General features: G+C 71.0%; 26 protein-coding genes. 12 read left to right on the forward strand and 14 right to left on the reverse strand.

From position 1 onward, the window contains the following. Positions 1–39: 39 nt before the first annotated feature. On the reverse strand, positions 40–1,173 hold the full coding sequence (locus ACZ56U_RS09885) for an endonuclease/exonuclease/phosphatase family protein (protein WP_469083513.1): 1,134 nt from the start codon (positions 1,171–1,173) through the stop codon (positions 40–42). 23 nt (positions 1,174–1,196) lie between these two features. Next, positions 1,197–1,868 (reverse strand): M15 family metallopeptidase, encoded by a 672-nt coding sequence (locus tag ACZ56U_RS09890; protein ID WP_469083514.1) that lies wholly within the window; start codon positions 1,866–1,868, stop codon positions 1,197–1,199. 87 nt (positions 1,869–1,955) lie between these two features. On the opposite strand from ACZ56U_RS09890, the gene ACZ56U_RS09895 reads away from it, so the two are divergent. After that, a complete protein-coding gene (locus tag ACZ56U_RS09895; RefSeq protein ID WP_469083515.1) occupies positions 1,956–2,651 on the forward strand; it encodes a response regulator transcription factor in 696 nt (231 codons plus the stop codon). Next, entirely contained in the window at positions 2,644–3,744 is a 1,101-nt protein-coding gene (locus ACZ56U_RS09900; RefSeq protein ID WP_469083516.1) for a sensor histidine kinase, read from the forward strand. The genes ACZ56U_RS09895 and ACZ56U_RS09900 overlap by 8 nt, the downstream gene beginning before the upstream one ends. Positions 3,745–3,773: 29 nt before the next feature. On the opposite strand, the gene ACZ56U_RS09905 is transcribed toward ACZ56U_RS09900, so the two are convergent. Together ACZ56U_RS09905 and ACZ56U_RS09910 are read right to left on the reverse strand one after the other, a co-directional pair. Continuing rightward, positions 3,774–4,865: a hypothetical protein gene (locus tag ACZ56U_RS09905; protein ID WP_469083517.1), complete on the reverse strand. Its 1,092-nt coding sequence runs from the start codon at positions 4,863–4,865 to the stop codon at positions 3,774–3,776. A gap of 189 nt (positions 4,866–5,054) precedes the next feature. After that, a complete protein-coding gene (locus tag ACZ56U_RS09910) occupies positions 5,055–5,258 on the reverse strand; it encodes a cold-shock protein (protein ID WP_037751662.1) in 204 nt (67 codons plus the stop codon). 421 nt (positions 5,259–5,679) lie between these two features. Between ACZ56U_RS09910 and ACZ56U_RS09915 the strand changes: the two genes are divergently transcribed. Beyond that, positions 5,680–7,098 carry a DEAD/DEAH box helicase gene (locus ACZ56U_RS09915; protein WP_469083518.1) on the forward strand — a complete coding sequence of 473 codons (1,419 nt, stop codon included), beginning with the start codon at positions 5,680–5,682 and terminating at the stop codon, positions 7,096–7,098. Between the two features lie 242 nt (positions 7,099–7,340). Then, positions 7,341–9,035: a phosphodiester glycosidase family protein gene (locus tag ACZ56U_RS09920; protein WP_469083519.1), complete on the forward strand. Its 1,695-nt coding sequence runs from the start codon at positions 7,341–7,343 to the stop codon at positions 9,033–9,035. Between the two features lie 17 nt (positions 9,036–9,052). Here the strand turns inward: ACZ56U_RS09920 and ACZ56U_RS09925 are convergent, their stop codons facing one another. Continuing rightward, complete coding sequence (locus tag ACZ56U_RS09925; RefSeq protein WP_469083520.1) at positions 9,053–9,421, reverse strand: ArsR/SmtB family transcription factor; 369 nt, start codon at positions 9,419–9,421, stop codon at positions 9,053–9,055. Between the two features lie 164 nt (positions 9,422–9,585). Between ACZ56U_RS09925 and ACZ56U_RS09930 the strand changes: the two genes are divergently transcribed. Then, positions 9,586–10,881 (forward strand): FAD-dependent oxidoreductase, encoded by a 1,296-nt coding sequence (locus ACZ56U_RS09930; RefSeq protein WP_469083521.1) that lies wholly within the window; start codon positions 9,586–9,588, stop codon positions 10,879–10,881. 237 nt (positions 10,882–11,118) lie between these two features. On the opposite strand, the gene ACZ56U_RS09935 is transcribed toward ACZ56U_RS09930, so the two are convergent. From ACZ56U_RS09935 to ACZ56U_RS09965, 7 genes are all read right to left on the reverse strand, one after another. Then, positions 11,119–11,889, reverse strand: coding sequence for an enoyl-CoA hydratase/isomerase family protein (locus ACZ56U_RS09935; RefSeq protein ID WP_469083522.1), 771 nt, complete (start codon positions 11,887–11,889; stop codon positions 11,119–11,121). After that, entirely contained in the window at positions 11,886–13,133 is a 1,248-nt protein-coding gene (locus ACZ56U_RS09940; protein WP_469083523.1) for a cytochrome P450, read from the reverse strand. The genes ACZ56U_RS09935 and ACZ56U_RS09940 overlap by 4 nt, the downstream gene beginning before the upstream one ends. 92 nt (positions 13,134–13,225) lie before the next feature. Further along, the gene (locus tag ACZ56U_RS09945) at positions 13,226–14,602 is read right to left on the reverse strand and encodes a cytochrome P450 family protein (RefSeq protein WP_469083524.1); all 1,377 of its coding nucleotides are present in this window, start codon (positions 14,600–14,602) and stop codon (positions 13,226–13,228) included. Between the two features lie 10 nt (positions 14,603–14,612). Then, positions 14,613–15,173, reverse strand: coding sequence for a GTP-binding protein (locus ACZ56U_RS09950; RefSeq protein ID WP_391232040.1), 561 nt, complete (start codon positions 15,171–15,173; stop codon positions 14,613–14,615). A 3-nt stretch (positions 15,174–15,176) separates the two neighbouring features. Beyond that, positions 15,177–15,560 (reverse strand): DUF742 domain-containing protein, encoded by a 384-nt coding sequence (locus ACZ56U_RS09955; protein ID WP_391232038.1) that lies wholly within the window; start codon positions 15,558–15,560, stop codon positions 15,177–15,179. Next, on the reverse strand, positions 15,553–16,380 hold the full coding sequence (locus tag ACZ56U_RS09960) for a roadblock/LC7 domain-containing protein (RefSeq protein ID WP_469083865.1): 828 nt from the start codon (positions 16,378–16,380) through the stop codon (positions 15,553–15,555). Before ACZ56U_RS09960 ends, ACZ56U_RS09955 begins: the two co-directional genes overlap by 8 nt. Positions 16,381–16,400: 20 nt before the next feature. Continuing rightward, entirely contained in the window at positions 16,401–17,513 is a 1,113-nt protein-coding gene (locus ACZ56U_RS09965; RefSeq protein WP_469083525.1) for an ATP-binding protein, read from the reverse strand. 600 nt (positions 17,514–18,113) lie between these two features. Here ACZ56U_RS09965 and ACZ56U_RS09970 point away from each other — a divergent pair. The 7 genes from ACZ56U_RS09970 to ACZ56U_RS10000 all read left to right on the forward strand — a co-directional run bounded on the left by ACZ56U_RS09970 (position 18,114) and on the right by ACZ56U_RS10000 (position 25,055). After that, positions 18,114–18,620, forward strand: coding sequence for a SigE family RNA polymerase sigma factor (locus ACZ56U_RS09970; protein WP_469083866.1), 507 nt, complete (start codon positions 18,114–18,116; stop codon positions 18,618–18,620). A 304-nt stretch (positions 18,621–18,924) separates the two neighbouring features. After that, positions 18,925–19,281 (forward strand): hypothetical protein, encoded by a 357-nt coding sequence (locus ACZ56U_RS09975; RefSeq protein WP_469083526.1) that lies wholly within the window; start codon positions 18,925–18,927, stop codon positions 19,279–19,281. An 88-nt stretch (positions 19,282–19,369) separates the two neighbouring features. Further along, positions 19,370–21,073 carry a dolichyl-phosphate-mannose--protein mannosyltransferase gene (locus ACZ56U_RS09980; RefSeq protein ID WP_469083867.1) on the forward strand — a complete coding sequence of 568 codons (1,704 nt, stop codon included), beginning with the start codon at positions 19,370–19,372 and terminating at the stop codon, positions 21,071–21,073. Positions 21,074–21,132: 59 nt separating this feature from the next. Next, positions 21,133–21,663 carry a hypothetical protein gene (locus ACZ56U_RS09985; RefSeq protein ID WP_469083527.1) on the forward strand — a complete coding sequence of 177 codons (531 nt, stop codon included), beginning with the start codon at positions 21,133–21,135 and terminating at the stop codon, positions 21,661–21,663. 79 nt (positions 21,664–21,742) lie between these two features. Beyond that, the gene (locus tag ACZ56U_RS09990) at positions 21,743–21,883 is read left to right on the forward strand and encodes a hypothetical protein (RefSeq protein ID WP_469083528.1); all 141 of its coding nucleotides are present in this window, start codon (positions 21,743–21,745) and stop codon (positions 21,881–21,883) included. Between the two features lie 285 nt (positions 21,884–22,168). Then, on the forward strand, positions 22,169–23,518 hold the full coding sequence (locus ACZ56U_RS09995; protein WP_469083529.1) for a jacalin-like lectin: 1,350 nt from the start codon (positions 22,169–22,171) through the stop codon (positions 23,516–23,518). A 160-nt stretch (positions 23,519–23,678) separates the two neighbouring features. Continuing rightward, positions 23,679–25,055, forward strand: coding sequence for a glycoside hydrolase family 43 protein (locus ACZ56U_RS10000; protein ID WP_469083530.1), 1,377 nt, complete (start codon positions 23,679–23,681; stop codon positions 25,053–25,055). Positions 25,056–25,193: 138 nt separating this feature from the next. Here ACZ56U_RS10000 and ACZ56U_RS10005 read toward each other — a convergent pair whose 3' ends face one another. Both ACZ56U_RS10005 and ACZ56U_RS10010 read right to left on the reverse strand, forming a co-directional pair. After that, a complete protein-coding gene (locus ACZ56U_RS10005; RefSeq protein ID WP_469083531.1) occupies positions 25,194–25,916 on the reverse strand; it encodes a hypothetical protein in 723 nt (240 codons plus the stop codon). 15 nt (positions 25,917–25,931) lie between these two features. Continuing rightward, the gene (locus ACZ56U_RS10010; RefSeq protein WP_469083532.1) at positions 25,932–26,495 is read right to left on the reverse strand and encodes a SigE family RNA polymerase sigma factor; all 564 of its coding nucleotides are present in this window, start codon (positions 26,493–26,495) and stop codon (positions 25,932–25,934) included. Positions 26,496–26,552 lie beyond the last annotated feature (57 nt).

Raw genomic sequence — 26,552 nt, forward strand, 5'->3', positions numbered from 1 at the left:
CGCCCGCGGGCCTGTGTCGTCCGCCGTGGTGCCCGGTGCTCACCAGCTGATCCCCGCCGCCACCGGCAGGTGGTCGCTGCCAGTGGCCGGCAGCACCCACGAACTCCGCGGCTGCACGCCGCGGACCAGGATCTGGTCGATCCGGGCCACCGGGAACGTCGCCGGCCAGGTGAAGCCGAACCCGTCCCCGGCGCTCTCCTGGGCGGAGCGCAGCTGGGAGGTGAGTCCGGTCAACGCGCGGTCGTCCGTGGTGCCGTTCAGGTCGCCGAGCAGCAGCACCCGCTCGTTGCGCTCGGCGGCGAGGGCCTCGCCGAGCGCCTGTGCGCCGGCGTCCCGCTGGGCCGTCCAGAAACCGTTCCTGGGCATCAGCCGCACGGACCCCAGGTGCGCCACGTACACCGCGAGCGGTCCCTGGTCCGTGACCACCGTCGTGCGCAGCGCCCGGGGCGTGGCGGCCCTCTCCTCGGGTGACAGGTGCTCGGCGAGCGGTCCGGCCATGCCCTGCATCGCGACGTCGACCGTGCGGGTGTCCGACAGCGGCAGCTTGCTCCACAGCCCGACGGTGCCCCGGACCACGTGGTGGGGGTACGTCTTGGCCAGCTCCCTCTCGTACTCTCCCAGCGCCTGCGGGGTGATCTCCTCCAGCGCGAGCACGTGCGCTCCGGAGGCGGCCAGGTCGCGTGCCGTGCCGACCGGGTCGGGGTTGTCGGCGCCGACATTGTGGCTGACCACGGTGAGGTCGCCGCCCGCGTGGGACTTGTCGCCGAGCAGCCCGCCGAAAAGGTTCAGCCACACCATGGCCGGCAGCAGCAGCGCGAGCACGGTGGAGGCGGAGCGGCGCCACACGGCCGCGGCCAGCAGCACCGGGACGAACAGGCCGAACCACGGCAGGAAGGTCTCCACCAGACTGCCCAGTCCCCGCGCGTTCGTGACCTTCCCGTGCAGCAGCATGAGCAGGCCGAGGCACAGCGCGAGGGCCGTGAGCACCGGGCCGCGCCTCCAGGTCTCCGGCCGGGAGACGCTGCGGAGCGCCCGGCGCGGGGCGGTGTGCCAGGCCCCGGACCCGGGGCGCCGGGAGTCGGGGCCGGGGCTGTGGCCGGGGTTTCTGTGGTCGGGGCCGGCCTGGTCGGTCTCCGGCCGCACGGTCTCGGCCGTGACCGCCTGCTCTGTCATCGTCTGTCCTCGTTCGTCACCGGTCACTGCTGCATCCTGGGGTCCTGGGTGGGGTCGGCGTACATCCGCGGGCAGCTGTCGTCGATCGCGGCGGGGCGCAGTTCGTAGTGCCAGGGTTCGTTGCGGTAGATCTGGCACAGCCCGTACGCGGCGCCGTGGTCGGACAGCCAAGCCGCCGCGTCCGAGGGCCCGATGTCGACGGCGTCCCCCGACACATGCGGAGAGGTCGCCGCGGTGGCCACCCATCGGGCGGCCTCGTCCTCGGATCCGTACTCCGAGACCGCGTCGCGAAGGAGCTGGTCCTGATATCCCGGGGAACGCCAGCCGCTGTTGACGGTGAACTCGACTCCGTCGTCCGCGGCATCGGTGGCGGCCTGGCGGAGGGCTCTCAGCAGTTCCGGTTCGAGTTTCGCAACCGCCGGGCTGCCGTCCTCGAAGACCGTCACGCCGTCCGGAACGACCCCGTCGGCCTCACCCACCACGCCGCCGCGCTCCCCGTGGACGGAGTGCGAGGGCGCGCGGGCCGGAGAGGACGAGACGACCGACAGCGAGGGGCCGGACGACGAGGCCGAGGGCTTGAGTAACTGGTAGCCGAGGGCTGCGCTGATCGCGGTCAGGAAGCCGATGACGACGATGACCACCGGCCGGTGAAGTGGAGGGGGCGGTGTGCGCGGTGACGGTGAGGTCCGAATCATGCCGCCAGTCAAGGCAGCGTGGTGTTGCGGGCACGTATGCGGTTTTCGATACGTCGGCGATATGCGGTGGCTCGTAGCATCGATGACATGCGTGTATTGATCGTCGAGGACGAACCGTTCATGGCGGAGGCCATCCGCGATGGTCTCCGTCTGGAAGCGATCGCCTCCGACATCGCGGGTGACGGCGACACCGCCCTGGAGCTGCTGGGCGTGAACACCTACGACATCGCCGTCCTCGACCGTGACGTTCCCGGCCCGTCCGGTGACGAGATCGCCCGACGCATCGTCGCCTCCGGCAGCGGCATGCCGATCCTCATGCTCACGGCCGCCGACCGTCTCGACGACAAGGCCTCCGGGTTCGCCCTGGGCGCCGACGACTACCTCACCAAGCCCTTCGAGCTCAGAGAACTCGCGCTCAGGCTCAGGGCACTCAACCGCAGGCGCGCCCACAGCAGGCCTCCGGTGCGCGAGATCGCGGGCCTGCGACTGGACCCGTTCCGCCGCGAGGTCTACCGCGACGGCCGCTACATCGCCCTGACCAGGAAGCAGTTCGCGGTACTGGACGTGCTCGTCGCCGCGGAGGGGGGTGTCGTCAGCGCCGAGGAACTCCTGGAACGCGCGTGGGACGAGAACGCCGATCCGTTCACCAACGCGGTGCGGATCACGGTATCGGCCCTGCGCAAGCGCCTCGGGGAACCCTGGATCATCGTCACCGTGCCCGGCGTCGGCTACCGCATCGACGCGCGGCCGCAGGACGGACAGGGCGGCGGCCGGCATGGATAGGGCACCCGGCTTGAGCGTGCGCGTCAGGCTCACCCTCAGCTACGCCGGGTTCCTCATGCTGGCCGGAACCCTGCTGCTCGCGGCGGTCTGGGTGTTCCTCCTGCGGTACGTCCCCGACCGCGCGATGCTCTACAACCCCGATGACCGGCCTACCGGGGGTGTCTTCCCTATTCGGTCCGTCCTGCTGAGCACGTTCGCGCCGAGGGCGGCGGCGGTGCTGGCGTTCCTGCTGGTCTTCGGCCTCGTGGGCGGCTGGATCCTCGCCGGCCGGATGCTCGCCCCGCTCAGCCGCATCACGGACGCCACGCGCAGGGCGACGAAGGGCTCACTCTCCCACCGGGTCCGGCTGCCGGGCCGCAGGGACGAGTTCCGCGAACTCGCCGACGCCTTCGACGCGATGCTCGCCCGACTCGAAGCGCACGTGGCCGAACAGCAGCGGTTCGCGGCCAACGCGTCGCACGAGCTGCGCACTCCCCTGGCGATCTCGCAGACGCTTCTCGACGTGGCCCGCACCGATCCGAGCCGGGTCACCGGCGAACTCATCGAGCGCCTCCACGCGGTCAACGCCCGCGCGATCGACCTCACCGAGGCGCTGCTGCTGCTCAGCCGCGCCGACCAGCGCTCCTTCGCCCGAGAGCCGGTGGATCTGTCCCTCCTGGCGGAAGAGGCCACCGAGACCCTCCTGCCCCTGGCGGAAAAGCGCGGCATCACCATCGAGACCCGCGCCGACTTCGCGCCCACGAGCGGATCGCCGGCGCTCCTGCTCCAACTCACCACAAACCTCGTGCACAACGCGATCGTCCACAACCTGTCCGAGCGGGGCACCGTGCGGGTCAGTACCGCCGTGGGCCCGGAAACCGTGCTCCTCACCGTCGAGAACACCGGCGACGTCCTCGCGCCCCGGCTGGCCTCGAAACTGACCGAGCCCTTCCAGCGCGGCTCCGAACGCATCCACACCGATCACGACGGCGTCGGCCTCGGCCTCGCCATCGTCCAGTCCATCACCCACGCCCACGACGGAACCCTCACCCTCACCCCACGCCCCGCGGGCGGGATGAGCGTCACCGTGGAACTCCCCGCGCCGGCCGCGTAACCGCTCCCCTCACGCCGGGTTCCCCGTCGCTAGCCGCGCTGCTCGTGACGCCGCCACTGGCCCCCGGCGTCCTCCGAGATCCAGAGGCCTTCCCCCCTGGCCAGGTCGTACGTCGACGTGACGGTGTCCACGATGCCGTAGAGGGTGGTGCCGTGGGCGGTGAGGGAGGTGAAGGGGGCCGGGGTCTTGAGCTGGTGGAAGGCGGTGTTGGTGGGGTCGGTGGCGAGCCAGTGGGGGCCGCCTTCCTCGCCGACGAGGAGGCGCCCGTCGGCGAGGAGCCCCAGGGTGAGCAGGTCCGATCCGCTCTTCAGGTTCTTCCAGGGGATGCCACCGCCGAGCTGCGTCTTCCAGTGCGCGCCGGCGTCGGTGGTCGTCAGGAGGCCGGCTACGCCGTCGTCCGTGGTGAGGGCGAGCGCCGCGGTGTCGCCCCGTGCGGTGAGGACGCCGCCCGCGTACGGCTCGGGGACCGCCTGTGAGCCGAGAGTGCGGGCGTCGCGCTGCCATACGACCCGGTTCGGCTCGTCGGTGAGGGGCTGGTCCAGGCTCCAGACCGTGCCGCGCTCGTCAACGGCGACTTGGACGGCGTCCTGCGGCACCCCGGCCAGGGGTGCCACGGTGCGGGTGGCGGGGCGGTAGACGAGCGTCGGTTCCGTCTCCGCGAGCAGGACGTCGCCCGCCCGGGCCCGCATCGGGGTCTGCGCGACGACGGTCGTGCGCCGCTCACCGTGGACGTCGAGGACGTAAGCACCCTCGGACCCCTCCTGGGGTACGCGTACGAATCCCCCGGGTACGCCCTCGAAGCTGATCCGTGTCGCCTCCGCGTCCGCGTGTTCCGCGTGCTCGGCGACCGTTCTGCCGCCGGGGTCGATGATGCGCCAGGCCGTGGCGGCGGGTCCCTCGTCGTCCTCGACGTTGCCGGCCTCGTACGTCAGCAGCAGCGAGCCGTCGTCGGCGCGGGCCACTCCGATGGGGGCGCCGGCCATCTCGATGACGTCGGCGGGCCGCGGATGGGGCTCTTCGATGACGCGCCGGTACTTGGTCTCGCGATTCTCGGAGCGCGCGTCGTCGGCGCTGCCCGTGCCGCAGGCGGTCGACGTCAGCACCGCGCCCGCGGCGGCCATGCTTCCGACCGTCCGCCACGCGCGTTTCCCCAGCCACACCATGGCCACATCCTCACATGTGACGGCGCTCGCTCCGGCCGGGACACAAGAGGTGAGGGCCCCACAACGGCCTGTCGGCCGGCGCGGCGTACTCGACGCCTCGCCGACCGACAGAAGACAGCACCGACCTCAGGATCTGAGGGGGCTGGTTCAGGCGGGGGTGATGTTCTCCGCCTGGGGGCCCTTCTGGCCCTGGGTGATGTCGAAGGTGACCGCCTGGCCTTCCTGGAGCTCACGGAAGCCGGAGGCGTTGATGTTGGAGTAGTGGGCGAAGACGTCCGGTCCGCCGCCGTCCTGGGCGATGAAGCCGAAGCCCTTTTCGGCGTTGAACCACTTGACGGTTCCGCTGGCCATGCTGGTACCTCTCAGTCGACGTCAGGTACCGCACCGCGCGGCCCTGGAGGTGATCGCCCTGGTCCGGCACTGCACAGCAAAGCGCCCGCGCCTTGGCGCGGGCAGGTACTGCGAACCACGACAGCTGACAGTGACGCTACACGGTGAAACGGTCCCTCACCAGAGAGCAACAGCGATGATCCATGTCGAAGTCCGAGAACATTCGACCGCCCAAGTCCGCCCGGCCCAGGGCGAAAAGGGCCCCAACCGTCAGGCAGCGGGGCATCCAGGGCTCGGTCACGTCGGGTGATCGCGCCCCATGGAGCGGCAGGGCTCCGGGCGCCGCTGATAAAATGAGGGCACGCTTCGACCTCGCCGGGGCCCGTGCCGAGAGGTACGGGCCCCGGGCCGTTCCCGGGGCGCCCGACCCAGAAAGGTGCCCATGAACGCGAAGCCGTCGGCCTCCGGACTCCCCCACGCGGGTGAACCGCACAGCGCGCAGGGAGCACCGGGGGAGCCCTCGACGCCGCAGCCGGTGGTCCCTGGTCTGCCTCCGGCCGCCTCCTTCGCCGACCTGGGGCTGCCGTCGGAACTGACGCGGACGATGACCGGCCTCGGGGTGACGGAGCCCTTCCCGATCCAGGCCGCCACCCTGCCCAACGCGCTGGCCGGTCGCGATGTGCTCGGCCGGGCGCGGACCGGGTCCGGCAAGACGCTCGCCTTCGGACTGGCCCTCCTCACCCGTACGGCGGGCTCACGCGCGGCGGCGAAGCGGCCGCTGGCGCTGGTCCTGGTGCCGACCCGGGAGCTCGCCCAGCAGGTGAGCGACGCTCTGGCACCGTACGCGCGGACGTTGGACGTGCGGCTGGCGACGGTGGTCGGCGGGCTGTCCATCAACCGTCAGCAGGCGCTGCTGCGGGCCGGGGTCGACGTGCTCATCGCGACGCCGGGGCGCCTGACCGACCTGGTCTCGCGCCGGGACTGCCATCTGGACCAGGTGCGGATCACGGTGCTGGACGAGGCCGACCAGATGTGTGACCTGGGCTTCCTGCCGCAGGTGACGGAGATCATGGACCAGGTGCGCTCCGACGGACAGCGCCTGCTGTTCTCGGCCACGCTCGACCGCAACGTCGATCAGCTGGTGCGCGACTACCTGCACGACCCGGTGCTCACCTCGGTCGACCCGGCGGCGGGCTCGGTCGCCACGATGGAACACCACGTGCTGAACATCCACCCGGCCGACAAGTACGCGACCGCGACCGAGATCGCCGCACGCGACGGCCGTGTCCTGATGTTCCTGGACACCAAGGCAGGCGTGGATCAGTTCACCCGTCACCTGCGGGCCAGCGGCGTACGGGCCGGCGCCCTGCACAGCGGGAAGTCGCAGCCCCAACGCACGCACACCCTCGGCCAGTTCAAGGACGGCGAGATCACCGTGCTGGTCGCCACCAACGTCGCCGCACGGGGCATCCACATCGACACCCTCGACCTCGTCGTCAACGTCGATCCGCCCGCCGACGCCAAGGACTACCTGCACCGCGGCGGGCGTACCGCGCGCGCCGGGGAGTCCGGGACCGTGGTCACGCTGGTCACGCCCAACCAGCGACGCGACGTCAACCGGATGATGTCCGACGCCGGGATCCGGCCGACGGTCACCCAGGTCCGTTCCGGCGAGGCGAAGCTGACCGCCATCACTGGGGCGAAGCGTCCGCCGACCGTGACGAAGACCAAGACCGGCAACGCCCCCTTCCGCGGCCTCGGTTCCCAGGCGGGCCGGCCCGCGAAGGAGTCCCGCAAGGCCGCCGAGGCCCGTAAGGCCGCGGAAGCCCGCGCGGCGGCCCGGGTACGCAAGAGCCGCTGACGGGGACACGGTCCCGCGAGCGGTTCAACCCTCCCCCGCAGAACCGGCGTTCGACGGACACGGGGGTGTCGGGCACCTGACCAAGGACGACTGGAAACGCTCCACGGGCCGCCTTCTCGGACCCGCGGATATCAGCGAAGCTTTCCCTTCTCATGCCCGCTTCTTCACGTGGCGGCCTTCGTGCGGGAGTGGGATGGCGGGCGCGGCGCCCGGGTGCCGCACGGTCCTAGGACGGGAGAGCCATGTCTGTGATTGCCGGGAGCGGCGGCGGTGCGGGCGGCACGCAGCCGGGCCACCAGAGCAGCGGTCGGCCCCTCAGGTCGACGCTCGAACGCGCACGACGCCGTGGACACCGCAGGACCGCACGGGGCTTCGCGCTGGGGACCGCGCTGACCCTGATCGCGTTCGCCCCCTCCGCCGCCGCGAGTGCACGGGACAGCGCCGCGGACGGCGACCGGATCTCGTGGACCACGCAGTACGTGGCTCCCGGGGTCGAAGTCCGCACCGGCGTACTGGATGTCCCGGAGGCCGCAGGTGTCTGGACGGTCACGGTGCAGGCGCCCGCGGTCAACCGCCTGACCGGGGCGGCCTCTTGGGCCCTGCTCGGTGACCGGTCCTGGGCCGACGCCACCGCCGAGAAGCTGCGGGCGGCCGGGTTCGAGCCCCGGTTGGAGCGGGTGGCCTGGGACGCCTACGCGGACACCCCGCGCGGCACGATGGGGTGGCAGGTCAGGGTCGGGCGGTACGGCACCCAGGCCGAGGCCCGGTCCCTCAACTCGGCGGTGTCGGGGGCGGGTTTCCGGACGTCCGTGGAGTGGACGGGGTACGACGGGAGACAGCGGGCCGACGCGCAGCGCATCCATGTGGCCGTGGTCGATCCCAGACGGCTGCGGGGGACGGTCGAGGCAAGCGACGGCGGCAACACCGCCGACCGCGAGAAGACCTCCACCGTGGCCCAGCGTCTGGACTCCCTGGTCGGTGTCAACGGCGGGTTCTTCGTGACGTCCGACGCGGACGGCGTCCAGGGCACGACGGCCGGACTGTCGGTGGTGGACGGCGAGTTGCAGTCCATGGCGGTCGGTTCCCGTGCCGCGCTGGTCCTCCAGGACGGGGGGCGGCGTGCCCGGGTGGCGGACCTGTCCAGCAGCGTCACCGTCCGCGCCGGGTCCGCCGTCCACGCGGTGGAGGGCGTCAACCGGATGCCGGGCAAGGTCCGCAACTGCGGCCGCCCCGGGGCCGTCCCCACCGCGCTGCCCCGTCAGGACCTCACGTGTTCGCTCGCGGACGACCTGGTCGAGTTCACCACCAGGTTCGGGGCACCGCTGCCCACCGGCGCGGGCACCCAGGTCGTACTGGACGAGGACGGTGTCGTGGTCTCCCGCGGCGACCGGGGCGGGACAGTGCCCGCCGTGGGCGCCGTGCTCCAGGGCACCGGTGAGGCGGCCACCTGGCTCGCCGAGCACGCCGACGTGGGCCGTCGGCTGCACCTGCGCGAGAGGGTGCGGGACGCGTCCGGACGGCGGATCGCGCTCGGCCCCGACGACAGCGTCGTCAGCGCGGCGCCCACTCTGGTCGAGGACGGGCGTATCCACATCGACGCCGCCACCGAGGGCACGCTCGACCCGCTGGACCTCTCCTTCGGCTTCGCGTGGTCCAACGTCCGCCAGCCCCGCACGATGGCCGGCGTCGACCGGCACGGCAGGCTGCTGCTCGCGACCGTCGACGGCCGGCAGCCGGGCGTCAGCGAGGGCTTCACGCTCGCCGAGGCCGCGCGGTTCATGCGGACCCTGGGCGCCGTCCAGGCCCTCAACCTCGACGGAGGCGGCTCGACGGCGATGGCCGTCAACGGGGCTCTGGTCAACACGCCGTCCGATGCGGCCGGGGAGCGGGCGGTCGGCGACACCGTCCAGATCCTGCGGGACCCGGACCAGGGCTGACGTCCGAGGAGGGCGAGTCAGTTCTCCGCGATGGTGAGGAGCTTGCCCATCGCGGCCAGCACGGAGGGCTCGACCCGGTAGTACACCCAGGTGCCGCGCCGCTCGGAGGTGAGCAGTCCGGCGTCCTTGAGCTTCTTCAGGTGGTGGGAGACGGTCGGCTGGGAGACGCCGACGTCGGAGATGTCGCACACGCACGCCTCGCCGCCCTCATGAGAGGCGACGGCGGAGAAGAGCCGCAGCCGTACGGGATCGCCCAGCGCCTTGAACATCCGGGCGGCCGTCTCGGCCTCCTCCGCCGTGAAGGGGCGCTCGGTGAGCGGGGGGCAGCACGGCGCGACGGCGTCGGCGGCGGGTTCCAGGACGGGGAGCACCTTCGTGTTCGACATGCGTCTATGTTGACATGCGTCGAAGCAGCGAGCCAGTGGCCCCGGTAGCCATGGGCAGGGGGCCGCTTTTTGATTCGATAAACGTCTATGTTGACACCTGTCGAAGCAGCTGCCATTCTGGCCGGAACGAGCCATCGACAAACATCGAAACAAAGGGGAGCCTCGTGAACGCGCTCACCACCGGCCCACTGCCCGTAGTGGTCATCGGCGCCGGCCCCATCGGTCTGGCCGCCGCCGCCCATCTCGTCGAGCGAGGCATCGACCCGCTGGTCCTGGAGGCCGGGCCGTCCGCAGGCACCGCTGTCCGGGACTGGGCCCATGTGCGCCTGTTCTCCCCCTGGGCCGAGGTCATCGACCCCGCCGCGGAGAAGCTCCTGGCCCCCACCGGCTGGGTACGCCCCGAAGCCGCCCACTACCCGACCGGCGACGACTGGGCCGAGCGCTATCTCCAGCCGCTCGCCGACGCCCTCGGGGACAAGGTCCGCTACGGCGCCCGGGTGACCGGGGTCGCTCGCGCAGGCCGGGACCGCGTCGTCGACTCCGGCCGGGACGAACAACCCTTCACCGTGCACCTTCAGTTCGCCGACGGCCGCGAAGAGCTCGTCAGCGCCCGCGCCGTCATCGACGCCTCCGGCACCTGGTCCACGCCCGGCCCGGTGGGCGCGAACGGCCTGCCCGCCCTCGGTGAGAAGTCGGTCGCCTACCACGTCAGTTACCGCGTCCCGGATCTCAAGGACCCGTCGGTCCGCGCTCGGTACGCGGGCCGGCGCACCGCGGTCGTCGGTTCAGGGGCCTCCGCCTTCACCGCCCTCGCCGCCCTCGCCGACCTGGCCGGGGAGGGAGCTGACGGGACGCACGCGCTGTGGATCCTGCGCCGGGGGCTCACCGGTTCGACCTTCGGCGGCGGCGAGTCCGACCAGCTCCCCGCCCGCGGCGCCCTCGGCCTGCGCGCCAAGGCGGCCGTCGAGGACGGTCACGCGAGCGCGGTCACCGGATTCCGCACGCAGGCCGTGGAGCGCGACGGCGACCGGCTCGTCCTCGTCGCGGACGACGGCCGCCGCTCGGACCCGGTCGACGAGATCATCGCCCTGACCGGCTTCCGTCCGGATCTGTCCTTCCTCTCCGAACTCCGCCTCGCCCTCGACGAACGCCTCCAGGCGCCGACCGCCCTGGCCCCGCTGATCGACCCCAACGTCCACTCCTGCGGCACGGTCTACCCGCACGGCGTGAACGAGCTCTCCCACCCCGAACAGGGCGTCTACCTCGTCGGCATGAAGTCCTACGGCCGCGCCCCCACCTTCCTCGCCCTGACCGGATACGAGCAGGTCCGCTCCGTCACCGCCGCGATCGCGGGCGACCGGGAGGCCGCCGAACGCGTAGAACTCACCCTCCCCGAGACCGGTGTCTGCGGCGGCGCGGGCCTCTTCGACGCACCCGAGCAGTCCGCGGGGTGCTGCTGAACGCGCCGTCCGCAGCGGGAGGTTCCCCTCCGAGAGCACCGTGCGTCGGCCTCCCGCAGGCCGCACAAGTGTCCAGGCCCCTTTCATGAGTTGACCCCCACCCCGCGGGGCAGTCTCCGCGACGGTGGGGGCATCAGGTGCGACGGGTGGGGGTCAGGTACGACGCGTCTTCCCCGGTGCGTTTGTCACCGCGGACGGGGATTTCGTCGCCAACCGGGGGTGCGCCGCGGGGTGTTGTCAGCCGCGGGTTCGGTGTGCGGTCAGCTGGGCGGTCAGGAGGTGGGAGTCGAGGAGGGCGACGTCCGCCGTGCGGGCGGCCTTCGCGTAGCCGGTGAGCATGCGTTTGGTCAGGAGGAGTGCCTCGGGGGAACGGCGGGTAAGGGGTCTGGTCCAGGCGGCGATCGTGCCGTCCAGCTGGTCTAGGGGAGCGACCTTGTGCAGGAGGCCCAGACGGTGGGCGGTCGTGGCGTCGAAGACCTCGCAGGTGAGCATGAGTTCGCGGATCCTCGCGGCGCCGGCTTCCGCGATCAGACGGCCCATGGCTCCCCCCCAGGCGGGGGCGAGACCGACGCCGACCTCGGGCATGCGGAACCGGCAGGTGTCCGAACCGGCACGGAGGTCACAGTAGGCGGCGAGTGCGAGGCCGGCGCCGATGACCTTGCCGTGCAGTCGGGCGATGGTGACGACGTGCGTGTCCTCCAGGGCCTGGCACAGACGGTGGGCCTTGTCCGCGACGCGGCGCATCGTGGCACCGGTCGGGTCCGTGGCCAGGGCCTCCTGGTACTCCAGGCGGTCGGCGCCCAGACAGAAGTCCTCACCCGGGGAGGAGAGCACCATGACACGGACATCGGGCCGGTCGTGGAGGCTGTCGAGGAGGGCGATGAGTTCGTCCAGGACGGCCACGCTCAGTATGTCGTCGGGCAGTTCGACATGGAGGACCGGTCCGCTCTGGCCGATGGCGAGCGGCTTGTGCGGCGGGACGGCGGGGGCGGGGGCGATCGGGTTCATGCGGGGGCGACATCCAGGTTCAGCGGGCGCCGGAACGCCACCCGGGGCGCCCACGAGGGGCGGCGGACCAGGGTGAGGCGCGGCAGGCGGGTGATCGTCTGACGGAGCAGGGTCTGGGCCTCCAGCCGGGCCAGGGGCGCCCCGAGGCAGTAGTGGATGCCTCCACTGAAGGAGAGGTGGGTGGGTCTGCGGCGGGGGTCGAACCGGTCGGGGTCGGCGAACCGGGCGGGGTCCCGGTGGGCGGCGCCGATCATGAGGTGGACCATCTCGTCCGCGCGCACCTCGACGTCCTCCAGGAGGCAGTCCTCGGCGGCGATCCGGCTGATCACATGGGTGGGCGGGTCATAGCGCAGCGCCTCCTCCACGAACGCGGGCACCAGGTCGGGGTGTTCGGCGAGCAGACTCCAGCGGTCAGGGTCCTCGACCAGCAGGAGGGTCATCGTCGACAGCAGGGTGGAGGTCGTCTCCAGGGCGGCCAGCAGGACGAACAGAGCAAGGAAGTAGACCGCCTCGTCGGCCTTGTCCTGGTCCGGTTCCAGGGCGTCCCAGGTGCGTATCCATCTGGACACCGGGTCCTCGCCGGGACGCGTGCGTCGTTCGCGCACCAAGTCCAGGAAGTAGGAGCGCAGTTCGGCCATGGCGGCGTCGGAGCGGGCCAACTGGCTGGCGGAGGGGAGCAGTTCCTGGGTGAACACCTGGTCGTGGGTCAGTTCGCGCAGGCGCGGCCAGTCCGCGCTCGGCAGTCCGAGCCAGTCGCCGATGGTGGCCACGGGGAGTTCCTCGCCCACCAGGGCGACGAAGTCGGCCTCCCCGGCGTGGAGATGCTCCTCCACGGTGTCCAGGAGCCGGTCGACCACCTGACCCGCTCTCAGGCCGATCCGCTCGATGGTGCTGCGGTCGAAGTTGCCGGCCGACCGGCGCACCCGGGTGTGCTCCGGAGGGTTGAGCGCCGGCAGGGTGCGGCTGATCTCACGCGCGGAGGGGGCGCTCCACCGAGTGCGCGCCCCCTGCCGTTCTCGCCAGCGCGTGTCCGGTTCGAGCCAGGCGCTGCTGCGCAGTATCTGGTCGCACGAGGCGTAACCGGTGACGAGGAAGCCACCCCAGGGGGCGGGGCTGACTGAGCCCCGCTCCCGGAGTTGGGCGTAGAGGGGGAAGGGATCGGACTGCCCGTCAGCGGTGCGCAGACGGGAGAACAGGGAGACAGTGGCGCGACGGTTGAACGACCGAGCCGTGGTGGTGCCCACGATGGCGGCCCCTTTCTGGAATCAGCCGCCATACGTACCCGTCAGGTGTTTGAACCATCCAATAACACTGCGTTCTCACAGCGTTACCTGCGTCACTCCCCACTCACCCACGCCCGGAATCGACTGAACAGCCCGCCTTTGCGGTGCGAGGAGTCCTGCGCCGGCCGAGCGGTCGAGGCCGTGTGCGGGGTCACGGCGGACGGCAGCGCCGTGTCGGCGGCACGCGGCGCCGCGGGCCGGGAGGCGGCGGCGGACGGCACGGTACGCGGGCTGAACCGGATCGGGACGGTCACCAGGGACCGGCTCCACGGCGCGGGCACCCATGCGAGTTCCTTGAAGGGGACGCGCAGTTCGACGTCGGGCAGCCGGTTGAGCAGGGACTCCACGGCCGTGGACGCGATCATGAACGCCGGGTCCTTGGCCGGGCACGCGTGCGGGCCAGCGCCGAAGGCCAGGTGGGCCTTGGAGCTGAGCTGCTCGCGGTGCTCGGTCAGCTTGGGGTCGGTGTTGGCCGCCGCGAAGGAGATCAGGACCGGGTCGCCCGCGCGCACCGTCCTGCCGCCCAACTCCACATCCTGCGTGGGGTAGTGGGCCGCGTAGTTGGCGATCGGGGCGTAGTTCCACAGGGTCTGCACGATCGCGTCCTCGATCGGCAGCCCGCTCGGCCACTCCTCGCTGAGGTACAGCGCGCTGCCGGTACCGATCGCGGCGCCGAGCGGTGCGGTGCCGCCGGAGAGCAGGGTCACCAGCTGGTGCAGCACCTCCTCGTCGGTCAGCCGGGCGGAGTGCACCATCAGACGGGTGGTGAGGTCCTCCCCGGGCTGGCGGCGCTTGAGGGCGATCAGCTCGGCGAGCGCGCCGCCGAGGATCTCGTCGGCACCGGCGGTGCCCTGGAAGATGCCGCTGATCCCGGCGATGACCCGGTCGCCGATCTCGGGCGGGCAGCCGAACAGGTCGCCGAAGACGAGCAGCGGCAGCGGCTGGGCGTAGGCGGCCATCAGCTCGGCCTGGCCCAGGGGTTCGGAGCTGAAGCGGCTGATCAGGTAGTCCGCCGACTGCTGCGTCAGCCGGACGAGGCGGACCTGGTCGACGGTGGCGAGACTGTCCGTGACCGCCTGCCGCAGCCGCGCGTGCGCCGCGCCGTCACTGAACAGCGCGTTGGGGCGGTAGCCCAGCATCGGCAGGGCCGGGCTGTCCGCCGGCACCCGACCCTCGTTCAGCGCGTTCCAGCGGCGCGAGTCCCGCACGAACAAGGCGGGGTTCTGCAGGATGTACAGGCTCGCGTCGTAACTGGTCACCAGCTCGACCTCGACGTCCGGCGCGATGTCGACCGGGGCGCTGGGGCCCAGCGAGCGCAGATGGGCGTAGTGACCCTCGGGGTCGGAGCCGAACGCGGGTCCGTACAGCGGGACGTTGCCGTGAGCGGGGCAGCCGGCCGGGATGCCGGTGGGGTCGGATTGCTGATGCATGCCGTGGCTCCTAGCCAAGTATGGACATGAGGTGCTTGACGAGGGTGATGAGTGCCTGGGCCGAGGAGTCCTGGTCACGGACGTCGCAGTGGACGATGGGGGTCTCCGCGGTGAGGTTGAGCGCCTCACGCACCTCGTCGAGGGGGTAGTCGGGGGTGCCGTCGAAACGGTTGACGCCGATGGCGTAGGTCAGGCCGAACTGCTCGACCAGGTCCAGGATGGGGAAGCTCTCGTGCAGCCGTTCGGGGTCGACCAGCACCAGCGCGCCCAGGGCGCCCCGGGACAGGCCCTCCCACATCTCCTTGAAGCGTTCCTGTCCCGGCGTTCCGAAGAGGTAGAGGACCAGGGTGTCGCTGAGGGTCAGGCGCCCGAAGTCCATCGCGACGGTGGTGGTCGTCTTGTTCGGGGTCCCCGAGAGGTCGTCGAAGCCCTCGCTGGCCTCGGTGATCTCTTCCTCGGTCTGGAGCGGTTCGATCTCGGAGATACTGCCGATGCAGGTCGTCTTCCCCACTCCGAAGTGGCCCACGACGAGGATCTTCACGGAGCGGGAGACGGCTGGATCCAGATACACGCTTTACGCTCCGAATCGGGAATTCAGGCCGTCGAGCACGGCGATGAGCAGTTCGCGGTCGACACGTTCGGCCCGCGGCGCCGGATTCCTCACGACGATGAGGCCGTCCTCCGCCATCTGCGCCAGCAGGATGCGCACGATGCCCAGGGGCAGCCGGGTGTAGCCGGAGACCTCGGCCACGGACAGGAAGCCGTCGGCGATCAGGTCCATGACCGCGCGGGCTTCCGGGGACAGGGTGCGAGCCGCGGCCGAGGCGCCCTCCTGGGCGGTCACGAGCGTGGTGTGCTCGTACTCGTTCTCCGCAGGCAGCGAACGCCCCTTGGCGATGACGAACAGGGGCACTAAGGCCGACGTCAGCTCCAGCTCACCGTCCGACTCCTCATGCATCGCCGAGCCTCCCTCCCTGCGGCACCTGCCGCGCGACGAGCTTGGGCACCACATCGCTCAGGCGCGTGGTGAACTCCTCGATGTCGCAGTCGTGTTCGGCAGAGGCCGCCAGGAAGGCACCGTCACCGGCCGCGATCAGAAAGATCCATCCGTGCTGGAACTCGATGGCCGTCTGCCGCCACTCGTCGTCCCGTGTCCCGCCCGCGAACGGCGCCGTCGCACGGCTGTAGGCGTGGATGCCGGTCATGGCCGCGGAGATGGTGTCCGCCATGTCCCTGCCGATGCCCGCGCTCGCTCCCCGCGCCAGCCCCTCGGCCCCCAGCAGCAGCGCGTGCCGGGCGCCGCGCACCGATGCGATCGCCTCGTCCAGTTCCGGCAGGGCGAACCCGGAACCGCCTTCTCCGTCCCGCTGCGCCGCGGCGTCGTCCCCGGACCGGGCGCCGTCACCGGCGTTCACCCGCGGCGGCGCCGTGAGGTTGTTGCCGAGCCGGGCGACCAGCCGGTGCATACGGAAGGAGATCTGCTGCATGTCGACGTCGGGCTCCGCGGCGGCCGCCAGGTAGGCGCCCTGCCCCGCCCCGATCAGGAACACCCAGCCGTGCGCGAACTCGATGATCGTCTGGTTCCACTGCCGGTCCTGAGAGGCTCCGGCGAAGTGGGCGGTGGCCCGGCTGAGCGACTGCATCCCGGCCATGGCGGCCGAGATGGTCCGCACGTCCGAGTCGGTCAGCCCGTCGGTGGACCCGCGCGGGATGCCGTCCGCGGACAGCACCACGGCGTGCCGCGCCCGGGGAACGTTGTCAACGATGTCCTGGACCATCCACGACATGTCTGTGGTCGTCATGCGTCATCGGACCCTTCGGGCGTCGAGGCATCGAGGTCACGGCCGGTCAACGTGCCGCGCTGGAAGGCCCCGAGCCCGCCACCGCGAGCTCTCCTGGGCGCCTGCTCCCCGTCGGCGCCGGGGCCGGCGGAGGGAACGCTGGCGATGGGCGACTTGCGGGCGCCGCGCTTCGGCAGACCGTGCACCGTGCGCGCTTCACCCTGCTCGCGGCCCTCGACCGGCCGGATGCTGCTCACCGGCGACTCGGTGGCCGGCGGCGGGGTCTCCTCCATGGTCCACAGCTCCTCGGGCAGCAGGACGACGGCCCGGACGCCGCCGTACCGGGAAACGCCGGTGACATCCACCTTGAAGCCGTACTGACGGGCGATCAGACCGATGACGGGGAAACCGAACTTCGGCTGGGCACCCAGCTGGGACAGCCGGGGCACGGCGTCGCCGGACAGCAGCTCGGTCGCCCTCTGCCGGTCCTCGTCGCTCATGCTGACGCCGGCGTCGTCGATGACGATGCACAGGTTCTTCTGCACCCGCTGGAACGTCACCTCGATCGGCGCTTCCGCCTGCGAGAAGCTCGCCGCGTTGTCGAGGAGTTCGGCCACGGCCAGCGCGACCGGTGCGACGGCGGACGCCTTCAGGGCGATACCGCTCGGCTGCATGATCTCGACGCGGTGGAAGTTGCGGATCTGGCTCTGGGCGCTGCGGACGACGTCGTAGACGCTGGCGGGCTGGTTGCGGCGGCCGAGCGGCGCGCCGCACATGACCGCGATGCCCTGGGCTTTGCGCGCCATCTGCGCGTTGGCGTGGTTGACGTCCATCAGGTCGGTCAGGACGCTGTGCCCGCCGTACTTGCGCTGGACCTCGTCCAGCAGCGCCGTCTGCTCGGCCGCGAGGCTCTGCAGGAAGCGGGCGGCACCCTTGAGCACCGACTTGGTGCTCTCCTCCGCGGCCTGCTCCGCCTCCCGGATGACGGCGTCCTGGTCAGCGCGGATCTTCTCCAATTCACTCCGGACGCGGCTGAGTTCGGCGTCGGCGTAACTCAGCCGCTGCCCCAGCGCGGCCTCGGCCTCCCTCTTCCGGACCCCCAGGGCCCTGTTGCGGAGTACGAGTGCCACGACTGCGGCTATGGCTATCGCCGCTATCGCAACCAGGCACCAAAGAAGCACGTCTTGAGTCATGGAAACCTTTCTCGGCGCATGGCATGCAGGCGTCGACGGGTACGCCTCACGAGGATCCGCAGCCCGTCACGCAGGGGCTGTTCGGTGCCATGAGCGGACCGGTTTCGGACCGCCGCCAGAGCGAAGTGGATCAAGGCCGCAGACGGGCGGAATGCTACCACCGTCAACCCAACCGGAAGTGATCACCCCTCACCTGCCGCCGCCTCCAACATGTCAACTCGACAAGGCCTGTTGACGGGGACACAGATCACGGAACACACAGCGTGCGGGCTTCCGGAGACGCCGTGGTCACGGGGTCGGCCGGAGGCCGGACGCGCGGGCCCGACGAGACGAAGCGGAATGAGCGGAACATCTGCGACAGCCACCCGGCCAACACATGTGACTCACACCACACGCCAGGAGTGCATAGCCGGGCGGGCGCCAGCGTCTTTCTAAGAGGTGTGAGGGCGTCTCGCGGTGAGGGCCGGTGTGCCCGGCAAGGGGAAGCGGCTCGCGGCTGGGGCCGGTGTGCTCGGCAAGGGGAAGGGGGGCGTCACCATGGGGCGGTCGCGGGCCGAGGACTTCGACCGGTTCGTGGCGGCTCGCTGGTCGGCGCTGCTCCACCTGTCCCGGCTGCTCACCGGCGGAGACCGGCACCGGGCCGAGGATCTGCTCCAGGAGGCGTTGGTCAAGCTGTGGTTCGCCTGGCCGAAGGTGGCCGCCCAGGCACCCGAGGCGTATGTGCGCAAGGTCCTCACCCGGGCCGCGGCACGCTCGGCACGGCGCCGTTGGTGGGGCGAACACCCCGTGGAGGAACTGCCCGACCCGCCCGGGGTGGGCGACGAGATCGCCGCCGTGGACGAACGGACCCGGCTGGAAGCCATGCTGGCGTCACTTCCGCCGCGACAGCGGGCCGCGGTGGTGCTGCGCTACTACCAGGACCTGCCCGAGCAACAGGTCGCGGAGGCGCTGGGCTGCCCCCTGGGAACCGCGCGCTCCCTCACCGCCCGCGGCGTCGCCCGGCTACGCCAGCTCATGTCGGACGCGGTCGAGCGGGTCGAGTAGGCCGAGTTGGCGGAGGTGGTCCGTCGAGCGGGGCGAGTGGGTGGGGACGAGGTTCGAGGGGCGGGACCGGGTGGGGCCGGTCCGCCGAGGGGGGCGGGCGGGCGGGGTTGGACGATCGGGCCGGTCGAGTCGGCGGACTCGCACGAGCCGGCGGAGACGGCGAGCAGGCGAAGGGAGTCCCGCAAGCCGTGGAGACGGCGGACAGGCGGAGTCAGGCGCGCCGCGGAGACAGGCCGGCAGGCGGAGTCAGGCGAGCAAACGGGTTCGGGCGATCAAGCGCCGCGAGTCGAGTGGAGACGGAGTCATGGATCACTTCGAGCAGGAACTGGCGCGCATGCTGCGTGACAGCCACCAGGAGACGGCCTACGAGGGCCATCACCAGCGGCGTCTGCGAGCCGGCGTACGCGCCCGGCAGCGGTCCCGGACGGCGTGGATGGCCCTCGGGTCGGTCCTGACCATCACCGGCCTCGGAGTCGTCCTCATGGTCCTGTCGGGCTCCTTCGCCCAGGGCGACCCCGCCGGACCCCAGCCCCGCCCCGTCACCTCCGCCGAGTCGGTCTCGACCCCGCCCACGGCCCACCCCGCCTCCAGCGCCCAGGGAGCACCGGCGCCGACCTATACGTCGTCCGGCGCGCCGGTGCCGGTGCCGTACCGCCCCTGAGGCCGTCGGCCGCAGACCGTCCGCGCCCACTCGCCGCTCGTCCACCAGCCCCCAGGAAGCCCACCCCGTGATCCACGAGAACACGCCCGTGTCCGTCGACGAGCCCCGCGAGGTGACGTACCGGCAGTCGATCCCCTGGGAGCGGCGGCTGCGGCGCTTCGGGTACGTCGAGCCGCCGCGTACGGCGGTGCGCGACCGCCTGGTCGCACCGTTCCCCGAACCGGGGACGTGGGCGTGGCGCACGCTCGGTCTCTCCTCGGCGGCGGCTTCCCGGCCGGCGCGCTGGTCGGGTTGGGGCGGACCGCTGCTGGTGGCGCTCCTGGCGGGCCTGACCCGGTTCTGGACCCTGGGCAGTCCGCGGGCCGTGGTGTTCGACGAGACGTACTACGCCAAGGACGCCTGGTCCCTGCTGCGGCTCGGCTACGAGGGCACCTGGCCGGACCGCAAGATCGCCGACCCGCAGATCCTGGCGCACCCGCAGGTCATCCCGCTCACCGACGGCGGGACCTTCGTCGCGCACCCGCCGACGGGCAAGTGGGTGATCGCCCTCGGCGAGACGGTGTTCGGCCTCACGCCGCTCGGCTGGCGTGTCATGCCGGCGCTGCTCGGCACGCTGTCGGTGCTGATGCTGTGCCGCATCGGCCGCCGCCTGTTCCGTTCGACGGCGATGGGCTGCGTGGCCGGCGCCCTGCTGGCGGTGGACGGCCTGCACCTGGTGATGAGCCGTACCGCCCTGCTCGACCTCGTCGTGATGTTCTTCGTGCTGGCGGCGTTCGGATGCCTGCTCGTCGACCGCGACAAGGCCCGCGCCCGACTCGCGGCGGCGCTGCCGGCCGACGAACGCGGGCGGGCACGCCCGGACGGCCACACCGGCGACCACGCCGGGACGGGGCTTCGCCCGTGGCGGCTCGCGGCGGGTGTCTTCCTGGGACTGGCGGCCTCCACCAAATGGAACGGCCTGTACTTCCTCGCCTTCTTCGTCGCCCTCACCCTGTTCTGGGACGTCGGCGCCCGCCGTGTGGCGGGTGCGTACCGCCCCTACCGTGCGGTGCTGCGCAAGGACTTCGGCTGGTCGGCCCTCTCCCTCGTCCCGGTCGCCGCCCTGACGTATCTCGCGACCTGGACCGGCTGGTTCCGGTCCGACAACGGCTACGGCCGCCACTGGGCGGACCACCGCGGCGGCACCTGGTCCTGGATCCCGGCCCCGCTGCGCAGCCTGTGGCACTACGAGCACGACGTCTACCAGTTCAACGTGGGGCTCCAGACTCCCCACAAGTACGAGTCGAATCCCTGGAGTTGGCTGGTTCTCGGCCGACCCGTGCTCTTCCACTACGAGTCCCCCAAGCCCGGACAGGACGGCTGCCGTACGACGGTCGACTGCTCACAGGCGATCGTCGCGCTGGGAACACCGCTGCTGTGGTGGGCGGCCTGCTGCGCCCTCGTGTACCTGCTCCACCGGTGGGCGCTGCGCCGCGACTGGCGCGCGGGAGCCGTCCTGTGCGCGACGGGCGCCGGTTATCTGCCCTGGTTCCTGTACCAGGACCGCACGGTCTTCTCCTTCTACGCGGTCGTCTTCGTCCCGTATCTGTGCCTGGCCGTGACGATGATGGCCGGAGCCATGGCAGGTCCGCCGGGTGCGGGCGAGAGGCGTCGCATCCGCGGGCTGGTGGCGGCGGGTGTGCTGGTCCTGCTCATCGCCTGGAACTTCATCTACTTCTTCCCGATCTACACCGGGCAGACGATCCCGTACGCCGACTGGCGCGCCAGGATGTGGTTCGACACCTGGGTCTGAGCGCCGCCGTCGCCGCGGTATGCGGTGGGGCACCGCCTCGCCCTGCGTATCTTCACCCCATGACGGACAAGCCACCGGCGCACAGGGACACCTGCTCCTGCGTCCACCAGTCCCGCCCGCCGGCCCGGACCGCCGTCGGGTTCCACCGGGAGCGGCAGGACACCACCGCACCGGGCTGGCGGCGCCTCCTGGAACTCGTCGACGAGGCGGCGCGGGACGGCCGTGAGGAGTTCCGTCCGCTGACGGAGCTCAGCGCCGAGGAGCGGCGGCAGGTCATCACCCTGCCGCCGAGCATCGCGAAGCTGACGGAGGTCAGACACCTCGTCCCCTACGGCAGCAACCTCGTCCGCGTCCCGCCGGAGATCGGCGCCATGACGAACCTGGAGGAGTTCACCCCGTACACCTCCTACCGGCTGCACTGGTTCCCCGCCGAGATCACCCGCTGCCGGAAGCTGACCCGCAGCACGGTGAGCACGCGCGCGCTGTTCGGGAACTACAAGACGAGGCCGCCCTTCCCCCGGCTCCAGCCCCCTCGCGACACGGTGACGGACCTCGATCCCGGCCATCTGGACCCCGCCGCCGGGGCGTGACCGCCGTCCACCGGTGCAGTGTCTGCGACCGCCCGATCGAGCGGGGCGGACTCCGCCAGGTCTGGCTCTCCCTGCGGGGGTGGCCACCGATGTGCTGCCGCTGCTGGTCAACGCCTGCTCGTCGGCATGCGTTTCGGCCCTGCCGGAGGGTGCCGAGGACTACATCGCCTCCCCGCACACGGGCGGCACGGTCGAGCAGCCCCCGTCCGACTGGGACTGACCGTCCGAACGGCACCTCCGGACGCCCTTCCCCGAGGGGCACCGCGCACGGGAGGCACCGAGTCCCCATCCGTACCCGCCGCCCTGCCCGACTTCCGCGGCGCCCAGCCGTGCAGCTGCGGATCCCTGCCCATGAATCCCTGGCGGCGATCACCCGAACCGTCCATGTACGGCCCACAACTCCTGTGAAAGAACGCCCAAACACTCGACAAGACCGGGGTAACCAGCGGTAACTTCCGTCACGCTCCCCTCACAACCGCTTTCCCTCCCTCAGGAGACACACCCCATGCGCAGACTTCTCGCCTGTCTGGCGGCGGCCGCCGCCACCCTCGGCGGTCTCACCGCGGCCGCCCCCTCGGCGGCGGCGGACTCGGCGGCGGACTCGGGCACCTTCAACGTCCTCAGCTACAACGTGGCCGGCCTGCCCGAGGCCATCTCCAGTGCCCCGACACCGCGCGAGCCGGCCACCACGGCCATCGGCGGGCGCATAGCGCCGTACGACATCGTGAACGTCCAGGAGGACTTCAACTACCACGCCGCCCTCTACGCCGCCGACACCAACCACGCCTACCGCACACCGACCAGCGGCGGCGCCGGGATCGGCAGCGGCCTCAACACCCTGTCGAAGTTCGCCTACGACGAGGGCGACTTCGAGCGCGTGCGCTGGAACACCTGCACCTACGGCTCGGGCGACTGTCTGACCCCCAAGGGCTTCACGTTCATGCGGGAGCGCCTGGCCGAGGGCGTCTACGTCGACTTCTACAACCTGCACACCAACGCGGGCACCAACGCCGACGACCTCGCCGCGCGCGCCGCCAACCTCAGCCAGCTCACCCAGTTCATCTCCACCCACTCCGCCGGGAACGCGGTCGTGGTCATGGGCGACACCAACACCCGCTACACACGCTCGGGCGACACCATCGCCGAGTTCGCCGCGGCCAACGGGCTGACCGACCCGTGGGTCCAGCTCGTGCGCGGCGGCAGCGCGCCCGCGAAGGGCAGTGACGCCCTCGTCTGCGACCAGACGGGCACCACCGTGCCCAACACCTGTGAGATCGTCGACAAGGTCCTCTATCGCGGCAGCAAGCTCGTCTCGCTGAACGCCACGTCGTACAACAACGAGCACTCCACGTTCCTCAACGACGCCGGGCTGATGCTGTCCGACCACGACCCGATCAACGTCGGCTTCAGCTGGTCACGCAACTCCGCCTTCCAGCTGAGCGACCAGTTCGGAGGCCCGCACGGGGACTACTTCAACGACATCGCCGGCGTCCCGGCCGGCGCCCGCGCCACCACCGTCTCGCTGCGGGCCGCCTCCCGCGTCGACCAGATGAGCCTGACCCTCGCGAACGGCACCACGTTCAGGCACGGCGGCACCGGGGGCACGGCGTCCTCGCTGACGCTGGGCAGCAGCGAGTACGTGACGTCGGCACACCTCTGCCAGAGTGTGAAGGACGACCACACGCGGATCTTCTACGCCAAGTTCACGACCAGCCTCGGCCGCACCCTCGCCGGTGGCACCACCACGTCCGACTGTGTGACCCGGACCGCCCCCGCCGGTTGGCAGATCGCCGGTTTCCACGGGCGAGCGGGAGACGAGGTCGACAAGATCGGGTTCGTCTACACCCAGCGCTGAGCCATCTGTGGGGCGTGGCCCGTGTGCACAGACTTCACCAAAGATGCGCCAGGTGATTGACGCACACAGGGCCACGCCCTACGTTCTGACCGATTTCCCGAACCTCGTTCGAAATACCGCACTTTGAGGTGCTCCCCGCACACCACCTTGGAGAACAAAGATGAGCGCGAATCCCCACCTGACCCGTCGTGGCCTGCTCGGCATGACCGCCGCCCTGCCGCTCGCCCTCACCCTCGGCTCCGGCACCGCCCACGCCGCCGACTCGGCGTACGCGATGGTGTACTTCACCGAGTCGACCAACCTCGGCGACGGCACCGACTACGGCCTGCACCTCGCCGTCAGCCCCGACGGGCTGAACTGGACGCCGCTCAACCAGAACAACCCCCTGGTCACCCCCACCGCCGGGGCCCTCGGTCTGCGCGACCCCTTTCTCATGCGCAAGCAGGACGGCACCTTCGTCGTCCTCGCCACCGATCTCAAGGGCACCGACTGGAGCTACAACAGCCAGTACATCCACGTCTGGGACTCCGCCGACCTGCGCACCTTCACCGGCTACCGGCGCCTGAAGCTGCACGACATGGCCACCCACAGCTGGGCGCCCGAGGCTTTCTGGGACGCGGGCCGGGGCCAGTACGCGGTCATCTACTCCTCGGTGAACTCCAGCGGCCACAACGTGATCATGGTGAACTACACCAGCGACTTCGTGACCGCCTCCGCCCCGCAGGTCTTCTTCGACCCGGGCTACGACGTCATCGACGGCGACATGGCCGTGGGTGTGAACGGCTACAACTACCTCTTCTTCAAGAAGAACCAGACCCTGGTCAGCGCCCGGTCCACCTCCCTGAACCCGGGCAGCTTCACCGAGTACAGCGCGGGCGTGGCACACGGCGGCACCGAGGCCCCGACGGTGGTCAAGTCCCTGACGTCCGGCAACTGGTGGCTGTGGGGAGACACGTACACGCCCAACGGGGTGTTCTACGCCTGGCAGTCGAGCAGCCTCGCCGCCGGCACCTGGACCGCCCTGGACCAGAAGACCTACACCCAGCCGGTCAACTCCAAGCACTGTGGCATCACGACGATCACCACCACCGAGTACAACAACCTGCTCGCCAAGTGGGGCGCGCCGGCCTGGAACCGGCTCAAGTCATACAACTTCCCGTCGCGTTACGTCCGCCACTCCAACTACGCGGGCCGCATCGACGAGTACCCCGTCGAGCCGTACAAGGACTCCCTGTGGACCCTGGTCCCCGGGCTCGCCGACAGCTCCGGGGTCTCCTTCCGGTCGGTCAACTACCCCACCCGCTACCTGCGGCACTACAACTACGCGCTCCAACTCGACGTGAACGACGGCACGTCGGCGTTCGCGGGCGACGCGACCTTCTACCGCACCGCGGGCCTCGCGGACGCGAGCTGGGCATCCTTCCGCTCGTACAACAACCCCACCCGCTACATACGCCACTCCAACTACGTGCTGCGCATCGACCCGATCTCCACGGCCACCGCCCAACAGGACGCGACCTTCCGCGTCGGCTACTGACCACGGGGTGAGACGTCACCCCCCATGTCTCGTACGAGGGTCAGGACGCTCCAGCGCACGCGCCCTGGCCCTCACGGTCGGTCCGGCGGCACCCCGTGGATGGACGGTCGCCTGTCGCGCCCCCTGTCGGGCAGGCGCTCAGAGGGAGTGGTCGCCCATCCTCGCCAGTTCCTTGCCGTGGGAGTCGTACACGCGGAACAGGACGCCGTCGAGCATCCCGCCCGAACCCTTCCCCGACCTCGGCGCGGTGACCGCGTACGTGCTGACGTAGGCCGGCCGGCCGGCCAGCCGCACGATGGGCATGTCGGTGGTCCGGCCGTCCTCCGTCACCGTGATCCGGGCAGCGGGCGTCTTCCCGGTGTACACGAGGATGTTCACCGTGCCCTCCTTCCGGAAGTGCTGGCTGGCGGTCATCGGTATCGCCCCCGGCTGGTCCACGTCCAACGGCCCCACGCACACGGCATCCTCGTCGTTCGGGTCCGCGGTGCAGTACTCCCGCTTCTTCAGCTCGTACCAGACGCCCAGTCCGACCTCGATCCGCTCCCCGACACGAACGACACGTTCGGGGGAGCGGTCCTGGGCCGGCTCGTGGGAGGCGGAGGGGCGGGCCGGTGAAGAGGTGGCCGCGCTGACGGCGGGCGAGGCCGTGCGGTGCGGCTGGAAGGCCAGGCTGCCTGCCAGTGGAATCAGCAGCGCCACGGCCACGACCGTGGTGGCCAGTCTGCGGCGCCGCCTGATGGTCCGCGCCCGGCGGATGATCCGCTCACCTGGGAACACCGTGGGGGCGCATTCCCGGGTGGCGTCGTCGAGCACCTGCCACAGTTCGGGCACCGGCGGCTGCGGCGTGATGTCGCTCTTCATGTCTGCCACGTCCTTCTAGTGCCCGTGCGCCATGGTGGCGGCGTAATCGGACAGTGCCGCGCTGGAGCGCAGCTTCTTCAGTGCCCGGCTGGCCTGGCTCTTCACCGTGCCGACCGAGCAGTCGAGGATCCGCGCGGTCTCCTCCTCGCTCAGGCACTCCCAGTACCGCAGCACGACCACCGCTCGTTGCCGGGGTGGCAGCGTGGCGAGGGCGGCGAAGAGCTCCGACCTGGTGTCGTAGCTGTCGGGGCCGCCGCCGTTCCCGGACGGGACGCGGTGCTCGGGCAGATGCGGGGTGAGGAGTTGGACCACCCTTCGTTTCCGCTGCCGTGTGGTGTTGTTGTTGATCAGGGCGCGCCGGACGTACTGGTCGGGTACGTCCAGTGTGCGTATGTGGTGCCAGCGCAGATAGACCTTCGCGAGCGTGACCTGGACCAGGTCCTCCGCCTCGTGGTGGTCGCCGTTGGTCAGCAAGTACGCGGTACGCAGCAGTCGCGGCCACCGGACGGCGGCGTAGGTGTCGAAGTCCAGGAGGTCGGCGTCGTCCCCGGGATCGGCTCCGGACCCGGCTGAGAGCACGGCTGCGGATGTGGCTTCGTACTGGGCGAGTTCCCCCTCTTCCCCTCCCGGGCTGGT

The organism is Streptomyces sp. NPDC034103, assembly GCF_055575395.1.